The following is a 12,140-nucleotide window of genomic DNA, read 5'->3' as shown; positions in this document are numbered from 1 at the left end:
GATTCATGAATCAACTTGATACCAAATTTGGCGAGTTCGGGGGTATGTATGTGCCTGAGCTGCTGATCCCGGCGCTGGATCAGCTGGAAGCTGCCTTTCTCGACGCCAAAGACGATCCGTCTTTCGAAAAAGAATTTATGGCGCTGCTCAAAGACTTTGCCGGCCGCCCAACATCCATGACGCTGACCCGCAACCTGGTCAGCAACCCTAAGGTGAAACTGTACCTTAAGCGGTCAGGCTTTACTGACCAAGCGTATGGGCAAAAAAGAAATCATTGCGGAGACGGGCGCGGGCCAGCACGGTGTAGCGACGGCGCTGGCATGCGCGCTGTTAGGTCTGAAAGCGCGTATCTATATGGGGGCCAAAGATGTCGAGCGTCAGTCTCCCAATGTGTTTCGTATGCGCCTGATGGGCGCTGAGGTTATCCCGGTCAACAGTGGCTCTGGCACGCTGAAAGATGCTGTGAACGAGGCCATGCGTGACTGGTCGGCCAACTACGACAGTGCGCACTATCTGCTGGGCACTGCCGCCGGCCCGCACCCCTTCCCCACCATTGTACGGGAATATCACCGCATGATTGGCGAAGAAACGCGCCGGCAGATAATGGAAAAAGAAGGGCGGCTGCCTGATGCGGTCGTCGCCTGTGTCGGCGGAGGGTCAAATGCTATTGGCATGTTTGCCGACTTTATTGAGGAAGAGCAGGTGCAACTGGTGGGCGTCGAGCCCGCCGGCAAGGGTGTGCATACTGGTGAACATGGCGCCACCATCGTCACCGGCACCAAAGGGATCCTGCACGGTGCCTATACCTATATCATGCAGGACGAGGAAGGGCAGATCCATGAGAGTTACTCGGTATCGGCCGGCCTTGATTACCCTGCGGTAGGCCCGCAGCACGCGTATTTAGCAGAAACTGGCCGCGCTCAGTACGTCGCGGTCACGGATGAAGAAGCGCTGAATGCATTTCAGCTACTGGCCCGTAAAGAAGGCATAATTCCGGCACTTGAGACAGCACATGCGCTGGCGCACGCGCTGAATATGGCGGATGAAGCGGAAGAAGACACTATCATCGTGGTCAACTTATCTGGTCGTGGCGACAAAGACCTTGATCATGTTATGAAGATTCTGGGAGATGAAGTTAATGGATAGATATGCTGCCATGTTTGAGCGCCTGCAAGGTAATAATGCAGGGGCTTTTGTGCCCTTTGTGATGATTGGTGACCCTGATCTGGCACAAAGTGAGCGCATCATTACACAACTGATAGAAAGCGGCGCGGATGCGCTGGAGCTGGGGATCCCCTATTCTGATCCGATTGCTGATGGCCCCACTATTCAGCGCGCCGCCATTCGGGCACTGGAAAAAGGCGTGACCCCGGGCGACTGTCTGGCATTACTGGGGCGCATTCGTGCGCGTTTTCCGGATATCCCTATCGGGTTACTCCTGTACAGCAACCTGGTCCGCGCTAAAGGCATTGACGGCTTTTATGAAAAAGCCAGTGAGATGGGTGTTGATTCTGTGCTGGTCGCCGATGTTCCTATCCGCGAGGTTGAGCCTTATTATAACGCCGCCAACGCCCATGGAATTGCACAAATCATGATCGCGCCCCCTAACGCGACGCCTGAAACCTTGTCAGCGATTGGCAAGCACTCAACCGGCTATACGTACCTGCTTGGCCGCGCAGGTGTTACCGGCGCTGAAACAGCGGCGAGTACGCCCGCCTCTGAGCTGATTGAACGCCTGGCTGAACACCGCTGCGCTCCGCCGCTACTGGGCTTTGGTATATCTAAACCGCAGCAGGTCAGCGATGCTATCAGCGCGGGGGCGGCCGGTGCCATTTCAGGTTCGGCAACCGTGAACTTAATTGAGCAGCATCTTAATGACAACGACGCCATGCTGGCAGCACTGGACGAATTTGTGCAGCAAATGAAAGCCGCTACCCACAGGTGACAAATTTATGTATTACATGATTTGCGCAACGGACACTGCCAATAGTCTTGAAAAAAGACTGGGCGCCAGGCCGGCGCACCTGGCGCGGCTGGAGGCGCTTAAAGCAGATGGCCGCCTATTGGTAGCAGGTCCCTTCCCGACCATTGACGCGGCCGACCCCGGGCCTGCGGGCTTTACCGGTTCGTTGATCATCGCCGAGTTTGACAACCTTGACGCTGCCAACGCCTGGGCAGACGACGACCCGTATCAAGCGGCGGGCGTGTACCAGGAAGTCACGGTCAAACCGTTCAAAAAAGTGCTGCCCTGACAATACCACGTCCGCGATTTTGCGGACGTGATATTCGCCAGTCAGAGTGACACTTTGTCATGCTTGCCCATTTCATCCGGGTCAATGGTTTTGCCGGTCAGCAGTTTGTAAACGCCTTTCACACCTGGATCGGCTTCCCAGATTTCAGCATCGCTCAGGGAAAAGCGCAACATCAGCAGGTTCGGATCGTCACGGCCTTCGTCGTACCAGGCACTTACCGATTTATTCCAGTACTTATCAATGATCTCCTCTCGCGTTTCTTTCTTCAGCGTGCCGCGAATACTGGCAAACAGATCATGACCATTTGATACAAACTGCACTTCTGCCTGTCCGCCATCTTCGAGCCGGTTTCCTTTGCTGGTATAAAACCAGAACTCACTGTCTGCGTCTTTATCCAGCTGAGCACGCATAGGAATAGCGGGGTCATCCTGGTGCTTAAGACTCACCATGACATTGGGATGGCTGGCCATGGCTTCCCACATTTGTTTCTTAATATCATCGGACATAATACCTCCTTTGAGATGTTCTGCTGGGCACCCTGAATACGGACACCGCTTGTCAACGCGTTCAGGTTGAAACTTGCAGGCCCCGTGCCAGTTGTTGTTGCCATTTCAAACCGCCAGCGGCCACGTTTCAGGCCGGGTCCGCGTACTGGACTGCGACCAATACGTCTGCTATAAGCACATTTTTCACACAGGGTATGTACCAGCTATGCAAACCTTACAGCTGCGTTTTGGTGTAAAAGCTCGTAATCATTAAACCAGTGTTCGCTCAGACAAGGTCAGTTCAGGTGCCGTTCATGACAGCTTGTTATCATAGCGATTTACCCTGTATGCATTGCGATGCCCTGCCACCCTGTGTCATAAATGAGGGTATCGCGCCTGACGCACTACCTGGTGAAGAAAATGAAACATTCAAAAAATGCTCTGCTGCTATGCCTGATGTTGCTTGCTGTGCCTGTTGCCACTCCGCTGGCACAGCAGCAGAATGACAGTGCAGTAGAAAGCAAAAGTCAGGCAGCAGAGAAAGCCCGTCAGGCAGTGAAGGGCCGCGTTCTCAGGGTTGTTCAGACGCGTAACACGTACCGCGTAAAGGTACTCAAGAAATCCGGGCGCGTGGTATCGGTTGATGTTGATAAGCGGTCCGGACAAGTGAAAGCCGGTCAACCACAGGATGACAAAGGATAATGCGATTATTAGTTGCGGAAGACGACAGCCGCCTGCTCACCCAACTTGATGTGCTGATGCAACACCATGGATACAGCGTTGATCTGGCTGACAATGGCGATCACGCGCTGTTTCAGCTCGGTGAATACCCCTACGACCTGGCAATCATTGATATTGGTCTGCCTAAACGCGATGGACTGGATGTGATCCGGGAGGCCCGCAAAGCCAATGTCAGGTGCCCTATTCTTATTCTCACCGCCCGCGATCGCTGGCAGGAAAAAGTTGAGGGACTGGACGTCGGCGCCGATGACTATTTAACTAAGCCTTTTCACAACGAAGAGCTGCTGGCCAGAGTCAAAGCCCTTATTCGCCGGGCCTCTGGTCAGGCAAACCCGACCATCGAGTATGGGCCGCTAAGTCTCGATTCAGTCGCCGAAGAAGTGCGAGTCAATGACACACTACTGGATTTAACCGCCTACGAATATAAGGTCATGGAATACCTGATGATGAACCCGCAAAAGGTCGTTTCCAAGACTGAGATGACCGAACATATTTACGATCAGGATTTCGACTTAGACAGTAACGTGATTGAGGTCTTTGTGGGCCGCTTGCGGCGAAAACTGGATCCAGATGGCACACTGAAACCCATAGAAACCCTGCGCGGCCGAGGTTACCGGCTAAACCGGCATCTATGAAAAACCTGTCGCTGCGGATCCGCAGCATTGTGCTGGCACTTGTCGCCCTGCTGGTGTTTATGCCTGCGACTGTGGTCACACTGGACAGAGCGTACACCAGCAGCCTGATGCAGGCCAAACTCAGCGAATTACGGCTGATGGGCCTGGCTCTGGTGTCGGCTTTTGAACTGGATGGCGAGATTCCTGTCATGCCAGAGTTACTGTACGAAGAACAACTCAACCTGCCCGACTCTGGCTATATAGGCATGATTGCTTTTCGTGGCAAAGTCGTCTGGCAATCAGCGTCTGCGCTCAACTTCCCGATTCAGTCCCCTCCGCCAGCCCCAGCAATTGGTGAAGAAGCCTTTCATGCGTCATTTCAGCCTGGCTTTGACAGTGCTCATCGCTATTTTTCGTACGTATTTACTGCAGAATTTGCCGGTGACGAACGCTTCGAGCCTGTGCATTTTTATATTCTCAATGACAAGTCAGCATTTGACCGGGAGCGCGATACCTTTTTAAGTACGGTCTGGCGGGGCATGTTACTGCTGACAGCGGGGTTACTGGTACTGCTGGTTATTGGTATGAATGTTGTGTTATCACCAGTACGTAAGCTCATTGACGATATCCGCAATACAGCCCGTGGTCGCCAGGATAGCTTATCGCGTACCTACCCCTCTGAATTCGATGGACTAAAAACGTCGATTAACCAGTTGATTAACGCTGAAGCAGAGCAGCGCACCCGCTACAAAAACAGTCTGGGCGATTTGGCGCACAGCCTCAAAACGCCGCTAGCTGTCGCCATGGGCGCTCGCCCGCTGGCTTCTGAGGCTAAAGACGCCCTGACACAAATTGATGCACTCATTCAGCGTCAGCTCAAGCGCGCCACGGCCGGCCAGCACAGCTGGCAGGTGGCAATGCCTGTCGCGCCAACGTTGCGCAAAGTGATTGCGGCCATGGAAAAAGTGCATCGTCAGGCCGCGTTAACCATCTATAACGACTGCGATAACGACTGCACATTTAAAGGGGATAAAACCGATTTACTGGAAATTTTAGGTAATGTGCTGGACAACGCATGCAAAGCTGCCACCAGTGCTGTTTGGGTAAAGGCTGCGTGCGTCAGCAACTGGACCGTGCTGGTTGTTGAAGATGACGGCCCAGGCATCAGCGAAGAGGATAAACAGCGGCTGTTGCAACGTGGTGAGCGGCTGGACAGTTATGCCGATGGCCACGGTATTGGCATGGCGGTGGTCAGTGATCTGCTGGCCATTTATGGGGGGCTGCTGCGTATCGATAAAAGCCAGCATGGCGGAGCCTGCATTGAAATAAAACTGCCAGCTGCCTGATCGCTGTTTCGCGCTTTAGGGGAAACAGCGCGTTGTCTCCCGCCCTTCGAATGCTGACATCCGTCATAATGCAGGCAGCGCAATAGGGTCACCTGAGGCCCTGCTGACAATCCTGTCTGTAACGGAATTTACAGCCGCGGATTGTCGGAACTGGACAGCAAGGCTGCCAGCCACTGACTTTCGTGACGTGACTCCAGCGCGATTTTTACCACCATCGTCAGCGGTACAGAAAGCAGCATGCCCACTGTGCCCAGCAACCAGCCCCAGAAAATCAGCGACAGAAATACGACCAGGGTCGATAGCCCCATCCCGCGCCCCATTAACCTGGGTTCAACAAGGTTACCCATGATGGTGTTCACCAGCACAAACCCGAGTGCTGCGAAGCCTGCCGATGCAGGGCCATATTGCACAAAAGCAATGAGTACAACCGGCACCGCCGCGATAATCGAACCGATATTGGGAATATAATTAAGCATGAAGGCGAGCACCGCCCATAACATGAAATGATCAATATCCATGACCCATAACCACACACCAATAATCAGACCGGTCGCCAGACTGACCATGGTTTTGATAGCCAGATAACTTTTCACTGACTGGATAAAGCGGTCAATGTGCTGAAATTTCATGTCTGGATCGGCCATCGCAACATGCAGCCGCTTGGGAATGGTATCGGCTTCAAACAGCATAAACACAACGGTCAGCAGAATCAGTACCAGGTTTGACAGAACACCACCCATCCCGGTGATAAAGTCCGTCGCCACCGACATGGCAACCCCCGGATCAAGATGTGATTCAATCAGCTCGCGATTAATATGAATATTAAAGTCAGCTAGTTTGCTCACGATCCAGGCAAACTCGCTGTCCAGTTTTTGCCGATATTCAGGCAGGTTTTCCCGAAACTCGGTCATCGACTGGCCCACCAGGCCAGCCAGTAAAAAACCAAACACCACAATCATCAGTATAACTAGAGTAATTGATAACCAGCGAGGTACACCGTATCTGGATGTCCATTGAATAATTGGACTGCAGGCAATTGCGATAAATACAGACAACAAAAACGGTACCATAATAGTGCTTGCTGCCTTGATACCCGCCAGTACAATAACCAGACTGGCCAGCACCAGCAGCACTTTGGCAGTAGGGGAACGCAGTTCCAGAGACATAGTGATAAAGTATTCCTTAAATGGGTACCGGCACTTTACCCTGAGTTCTAAGTAACTACAAATAAGAGAAAAATATGACGCTAAACCAGGCAACCATCAGAATAAAAAACCTTCGTCTGCGAACCTATATTGGTATTAACGAGGACGAAATAAAAAACAAGCAGGACGTGGTTGTGAATGTGAAGATCCACTACGATGCAGAGAAAGCCAGTAATAGCGATAACATGACAGACGCGCTGAACTATAAAACCATTACCAAAGCAATTATTCGCCTGGTCGAAGACAATCGTTTTTCTCTGCTGGAGAAGCTGACTGCGGATGTCCTTGCGATCGCGGCAGAGCATCATTCAGTGTCGTACGCTGAGGTTGAAGTCGACAAACCACACGCACTGCGCTTTTCTGACTCAGTATCGTTGACGCTCTCATGCAATAAACCCCAGGAGTAAGTAGTGAATATACTGATCACAGGCGGCAGTGGCTTTATTGGCCGTTACCTGATAGATGCGTTAAAAGACAGCCATCAGATTACCGTTCTGACCCGTAGCCCCGCGGCAACGGCGAAGGTACTGCCAGCCTCCTGTGATTTGATCGCGTCACTGGACGATATCAAGGATTTCAGCCGCTTTGACGCGGTGATTAACCTGGCAGGCGAACCGATTGCAGACAAGCGCTGGACACCGCTGCAAAAGCAGCGCATTTGCCACAGCCGGTGGGACATTACGGCGCAGCTGGTTAACCGCATTAATGGCTGTGCATCACCGCCTGACGTATTTTTATCTGGTTCTGCAATTGGTTATTACGGCAGACAAGGCGATCGGACCGTTACCGAAGAGGAGCATCAGGTCCACGATGAATTTACCCATCAGCTTTGTGCGAAGTGGGAGCGGCTGGCCGAAGATGTTAATACCGAGAAAACCCGGTTGTGCCTGTTGCGCACTGGTGTGGTGCTGGAAAAGGATGAAGGCGCGCTGGCGCGCATGGCCCTGCCGTTTAGGTTTGGACTGGGCGGCAAAATTGGCAATGGCAAACAATATCTGTCCTGGATCCATATTGATGACATGGTTAGCGCCATCCTGTTTTTACTACATCACGATGCCTGTAACGGAGCATTCAATATGACAGCGCCTGAGCCGGTGACGAACAAAACCTTTTCGGAATCGCTGGCAACGGCGCTTCACCGACCCTGCCTGTTTACGGTACCAGCCTTCTCCATGAAACTTATCATGGGAGAAGCCGCAGATATGATCCTCACCGGTCAGAAGGTACTGCCGAAAAAGCTTGAAGAGGCCGGTTTTACGTTTAAATACACCATGCCTCAGCAGGCCCTTGACGCGATTTACCAGTAACCACGCTTATCACGCGCTGCCAGCAAAGGCGCAATATGGCCAGGCCTGGTATTTTTGTACAAAAGAGTGGCTGCCCTTGCTGCGTGCTACATTCCCTCCCTGCGTGACTGGTTTTTGCAAGCGGTTGCGCTATCTTCAGTAGTAACCGAAATAGACGACACGGCCGAATAGCTGCAATACTGCCCGTATATTGGCTAGGCGAATCGACATAAACAGGCTATGCTTATCTTGCATTCCCGTGGACAACAGTATGACAGCGACGTACCACCTGGTTACCAGTTCGAACGTAATTGCCGTAAATTATGACCCGGACTGGGCAATGAAAGCCTCCGTTATGCCATTAATTGAAGACATCGGGCACGCCCGGGAATCCCTCAGTGCCGGTAAATGGGCATTCTATGATGACATTCGGAACTGGCCGATAAAGTCTCCGGCGCAAATTGACGCCTGTACGCAGGCTACACACGCGATGATTGATAGTGGCCTCACACACTGTGTGGTGTGCGGCAAAGATATTGGTGTATCTCATTGGGTAATGGAAAAAATATTTGCCGAAAAAGTAAAGCTGGCATTTTTTACGTCACCTGAAGAATGCCTGGGCTGGCTAAAAAGTAACGGTTTTAACACCCAGCTAAATTAACAGTAGTATTCAGGCGTTACAGGATGACGCGCAAACACTCAACAAGGTGTTTTACTCATAAGGAAAAGTAGCAGTGAATACGGCCACAAAACAATACTATTTGATTGCCGCTCTGGCATTATTCTGGAATCTGATCGGCTGTTTTGTTTTTATTTCTGATATGTCCCTGACAGCAGATGATCTGGCAAACCTCAGTAACAATGATAACCTTGTCTATGCTTCTCGCCCCCCATGGGCACTGATCAGTACCGCCATAGCCGTATTTTTGGGAACCGCAGGCTGCATCGGAATGCTGCTAAAGCAAAAATGGGCCGTGGTGTCATTTTATCTGTCATTGTTTGGGTTAATTGCACAGAATATTCACCTTTTTCTGCTCACTGACACCATTTATTTATACGGCGTCACGGTTCCCCTAACGCAGGTCGTTGTATTTATCGTCGCCCTTTTCTTGATTTCATGGGCAAACAGCGCTCAGGAAAAACGCATTCTGCGCTAAGGCTGATGCGCCAGCAACTACCCTATGACGATAGGTATCTGCGCCGCGATGGTACCAATAATCAGTCGCGCACGAGGGAAGACTTATTCGCATCTTCCCTCGCCATTCCACCACGATATTAAAAGCAGTTTTTCCAGCGTTAAACGTTACGTTCCAGTAACGACAGGTAAATTTAATGTTAATTTAGTTTTACTTTATGGAGAAATTGAAATATATTTTTGTAAGCGCTTACAAAAAACACGCAACATTTTTATGTAAGCGCTACCATATTTTTATTATAAGGCTTTCAAAAGAAAGCAGGAAATATTCAATCATCGGGGCTGAACACATGAAACACGCAGCAACAAAACTCTCCTGGCTAGCTACTGCTATCGCCGCGGCTACACTGGCCGGGTGCGGTGGTGGCAGTGCAGAAACCGAATCCGATTTTACTGCAATCGACCCCTCTGAGCCGGTATCTGACTGGGAACTGGTCTGGAGTGACGAATTTGACGGCGAATCCATCGATTCGAGTAAATGGACCCATGAAGTAAACTGTGAAGGCGGGGGTAACAATGAAAAGCAATGTTACACCGACAGTGCAGATAACTCATTCGTAGAAGACGGGTCCTTACACATTGTCGCATTGCCTGCAGAAGAAGGCGCTGCGAAGCCATATACATCAGCCCGGCTGAATACTCGCTATAAAGGTGATTTCAAATATGGCCGCTTTGAGATGCGTGCCAAATTGCCTTCCGGTCAGGGCAGCTGGCCGGCGTTCTGGATGTTACCCACAGACTATGTGTACGGTGGCTGGCCTAAATCCGGTGAAATTGACATTGTCGAGGCCGTCAATCTGAAGGCTGACACCCAGGACGGAACGCCGGAGTCTCATGTTCATGGCACCCTGCACTATGGCCGCGACTGGCCAAATAATGTCAATTCCGGCAAAGCCTACCAACTGCCTGACGGACAAAACCCGGCTGATGACTTCCATACCTACGCGATAGAGTGGCAGGAAGGTGAAATCCGCTGGTATGTCGATGGCTACCTGTACGCGACACAACGTCAGTCTGAAGTTCGCTATAACAGTAAAGATGAAGCGGTCGGCCTGGCCCACCGCGGCTGGTTTGCCGAATACTTTGAACAGGGCAGCGGCGAACTGGTGACGCACTATGACAGTGCACCTTTCGATCAGGAATTTCACCTGCTGCTTAACCTGGCAGTGGGTGGTGACTGGCCTGAAAATGTTAACGAACTGGGCATTAATCCGGAGGCCTTCGCAAACGGTCAGACCTACGAAATTGATTATGTGCGTGTGTACCAGTGTGCTGTGGATTTTGATACCGGTAAAGGCTGTGAAACGGTTCGCCCAGGGTATGAAGATACCGAGGACGCACTGGTCGAAGGTGAAGCCCCGATCCCATCACCGCCCTCCTCTGGCATACCGCAAAATCTGACGATTTTTGACGGTACCCAAAACCCTGACTGGCCCGCCTGGGACTGCTGTGGTGGCAGCACGCCAACGCTGATTGCCGACCCGGATCGTGGTGATGTGTATGAGTTTTATGTTAACGACGCGCCTACAGTAAATGGCTTTATAACCCGTCAGGAGTTCATTACCGATCCTGAAGGTCAGGCCTCGCCGTTTGACGCCTCGCCTATCGTTGAAAATGGCAGTGTCAGCTTTGATATGAAAGTGGTCAGTGCTCCATCAAATCCTGACTCGACCTGGATGTTCAAGGTTGAAAGTAATAACGCGACAACGGCCGTAGAAATGCCGCTGGCAAATAATCCTGACGGCACCACGCCTGTTGTTGGCGAGTGGGTAAGCGTCGACTTCCCGCTGCAAATGCTTGCCGATGCCGGTCTGGATCTGTCTGCCATTGATGTGATCATGGTATTCCCAGCCTGGGATACGGGCTCTGGGGCTGTCTATCAGCTGGATAATGTTCAGATTGCCCAGGATGAGGTCAGTTTCCCGTCACTCACCGTGTTTGAAGATGAGGAAAATCTGAACTGGCCAATGTGGGACTGCTGTGGTGGTTCGACGCCGGTTGAGGTAATGGATGAAGATACCGAGCACGGCATTGTCGCAGAGTTCAGCGTAGGTGCCACAGCGACGGTTAATGGCTTCAATACCCGTCCTGATGCAGGTGGCGGTAATACGCCTTTTGACGCCAGCGCCATTATTGAAGAGGGTGTCATTCAGTTTGATGTGAAAGTGACCAGTGCGCCTGCCAACCCTGAATCAAGCTGGCTGTTTAAAGTTGAGTCAGACAATGCCGCCACCGCCGTTGAACTGCCACTGGCTGACAGCCAGGAAGGTGCGACACCGGTGACCGGCGAATGGCAAACCTACACCTATGCACTGTCAGATCTGGTCGCCGCCGGCCTTGATCCGTCGGCCATTGATGTACTGATGATATTCCCAGCCTGGGGAACCGGTGAAGGTGCAGTCTACCGTGTAGACAATGTTAAAATTCATTACCCTGATGCCCCTGCCCCCTCAACACCGGGCGAGGTTGTGCTGTTTGACGAGACGTCTGCCGACCAGTGGTCGCTGTGGGACTGCTGTGGCGGCTCCACACCCACCGAAGAACAGGACGATGACGAACACGGCACTGTCGCACAGTTTATCATTGGTGCAACACCAACGGTGATGGGCTTTTTTGCCGACGATGGTGTGTACCATGATGCCTCAGCCATTCTGGAAAATGGCGTCGTGCAATTCGAAATGAAAGTGGTATCAGCGCCGGGTAACCCGGAAGCACAGTGGCTGTTTAAGATTGAATCCGGCGATGCGGCCACGGCCGTGGAATTGCCTTTGTCTGCCAGTTTAGAGGGCGAAGCCCCGGTAACCGGTCAGTGGCAAACCTACACCTATACATTGCAAAGCCTGTTCGATGCGGGTCTGGATATCAGCAGTATCGATGTCGTCATGGTGTTCCCTTCCTGGGACATGGGTGATGGTGCTGTATACCGCATAGATAACGCCGTTATCGCTGCCCAGTAAGCACTAACGATTGAACAGACCGGGGTCGTCGGACCCCGGAACGCGAACAGAATGTAAAA

The 12,140-nt window shown here is 51.8% G+C and carries 12 protein-coding genes and 1 pseudogene; 11 read left to right on the top strand and 2 right to left on the bottom strand.

Annotation, left to right across the window (positions count from 1 at the left end):
• The first annotated feature begins 5 nt into the window (after nt 1–5).
• From trpB to IE054_RS02315, 3 genes and pseudogenes are all read left to right on the top strand, one after another.
• Nucleotides 6–1,146 (top strand): annotated as a pseudogene (gene trpB / locus IE054_RS02325) (tryptophan synthase subunit beta).
• Nucleotides 1,139–1,945, top strand: a complete 807-nt coding sequence (trpA, locus tag IE054_RS02320) for a tryptophan synthase subunit alpha (protein ID WP_189403458.1) — start codon at nt 1,139–1,141, stop codon at nt 1,943–1,945. Before trpB ends, trpA begins: the two are co-directional and overlap by 8 nt.
• A 7-nt stretch (nt 1,946–1,952) precedes the next feature.
• Complete coding sequence (locus tag IE054_RS02315) at nt 1,953–2,252, top strand: YciI family protein (RefSeq protein WP_189403457.1); 300 nt, start codon at nt 1,953–1,955, stop codon at nt 2,250–2,252.
• A 41-nt stretch (nt 2,253–2,293) separates the two neighbouring features.
• On the opposite strand, the gene IE054_RS02310 is transcribed toward IE054_RS02315, so the two are convergent.
• The gene (locus tag IE054_RS02310) at nt 2,294–2,758 is read right to left on the bottom strand and encodes a pyridoxamine 5'-phosphate oxidase family protein (RefSeq protein WP_189403456.1); all 465 of its coding nucleotides are present in this window, start codon (nt 2,756–2,758) and stop codon (nt 2,294–2,296) included.
• 399 nt (nt 2,759–3,157) lie between these two features.
• Between IE054_RS02310 and IE054_RS02305 the strand changes: the two genes are divergently transcribed.
• From IE054_RS02305 to IE054_RS02295, 3 genes are read left to right on the top strand one after another with little or no spacing between them, the layout of a single operon-like run.
• Entirely contained in the window at nt 3,158–3,439 is a 282-nt protein-coding gene (locus IE054_RS02305; RefSeq protein WP_189403455.1) for a PepSY domain-containing protein, read from the top strand.
• Nucleotides 3,439–4,113, top strand: a complete 675-nt coding sequence (locus IE054_RS02300) for a response regulator transcription factor (RefSeq protein WP_189403454.1) — start codon at nt 3,439–3,441, stop codon at nt 4,111–4,113. The genes IE054_RS02305 and IE054_RS02300 overlap by 1 nt, the downstream gene beginning before the upstream one ends.
• The gene (locus IE054_RS02295) at nt 4,110–5,438 is read left to right on the top strand and encodes an ATP-binding protein (RefSeq protein WP_189403453.1); all 1,329 of its coding nucleotides are present in this window, start codon (nt 4,110–4,112) and stop codon (nt 5,436–5,438) included. The genes IE054_RS02300 and IE054_RS02295 overlap by 4 nt, the downstream gene beginning before the upstream one ends.
• A gap of 128 nt (nt 5,439–5,566) precedes the next feature.
• On the opposite strand, the gene IE054_RS02290 is transcribed toward IE054_RS02295, so the two are convergent.
• Nucleotides 5,567–6,604, bottom strand: a complete 1,038-nt coding sequence (locus tag IE054_RS02290) for an AI-2E family transporter (protein ID WP_189403452.1) — start codon at nt 6,602–6,604, stop codon at nt 5,567–5,569.
• Between the two features lie 74 nt (nt 6,605–6,678).
• Between IE054_RS02290 and folX the strand changes: the two genes are divergently transcribed.
• The 5 genes from folX (at nt 6,679) to IE054_RS02265 (ending at nt 12,081) form a co-directional block, all read left to right on the top strand.
• Nucleotides 6,679–7,050 carry a dihydroneopterin triphosphate 2'-epimerase gene (gene folX / locus IE054_RS02285; protein ID WP_189403451.1) on the top strand — a complete coding sequence of 124 codons (372 nt, stop codon included), beginning with the start codon at nt 6,679–6,681 and terminating at the stop codon, nt 7,048–7,050.
• A gap of 3 nt (nt 7,051–7,053) precedes the next feature.
• Nucleotides 7,054–7,950, top strand: a complete 897-nt coding sequence (locus tag IE054_RS02280) for a TIGR01777 family oxidoreductase (protein ID WP_189403450.1) — start codon at nt 7,054–7,056, stop codon at nt 7,948–7,950.
• A gap of 250 nt (nt 7,951–8,200) precedes the next feature.
• Complete coding sequence (locus IE054_RS02275) at nt 8,201–8,590, top strand: hypothetical protein (RefSeq protein WP_189403449.1); 390 nt, start codon at nt 8,201–8,203, stop codon at nt 8,588–8,590.
• Between the two features lie 73 nt (nt 8,591–8,663).
• Complete coding sequence (locus tag IE054_RS02270) at nt 8,664–9,086, top strand: hypothetical protein (RefSeq protein WP_189403448.1); 423 nt, start codon at nt 8,664–8,666, stop codon at nt 9,084–9,086.
• A 328-nt stretch (nt 9,087–9,414) separates the two neighbouring features.
• Entirely contained in the window at nt 9,415–12,081 is a 2,667-nt protein-coding gene (locus tag IE054_RS02265) for a glycoside hydrolase family 16 protein (protein ID WP_189403447.1), read from the top strand.
• The last annotated feature ends 59 nt before the right edge of the window (nt 12,082–12,140 follow it).

This window comes from Alteromonas halophila (assembly GCF_014651815.1).
In the GTDB taxonomy this organism is placed as follows: Bacteria; Pseudomonadota; Gammaproteobacteria; order Enterobacterales; family Alteromonadaceae; genus Alteromonas; species Alteromonas halophila.
The sequence above is the reverse complement of the archived record's forward strand: the minus strand, read 5'-3'. Positions and strand labels throughout refer to the sequence as shown.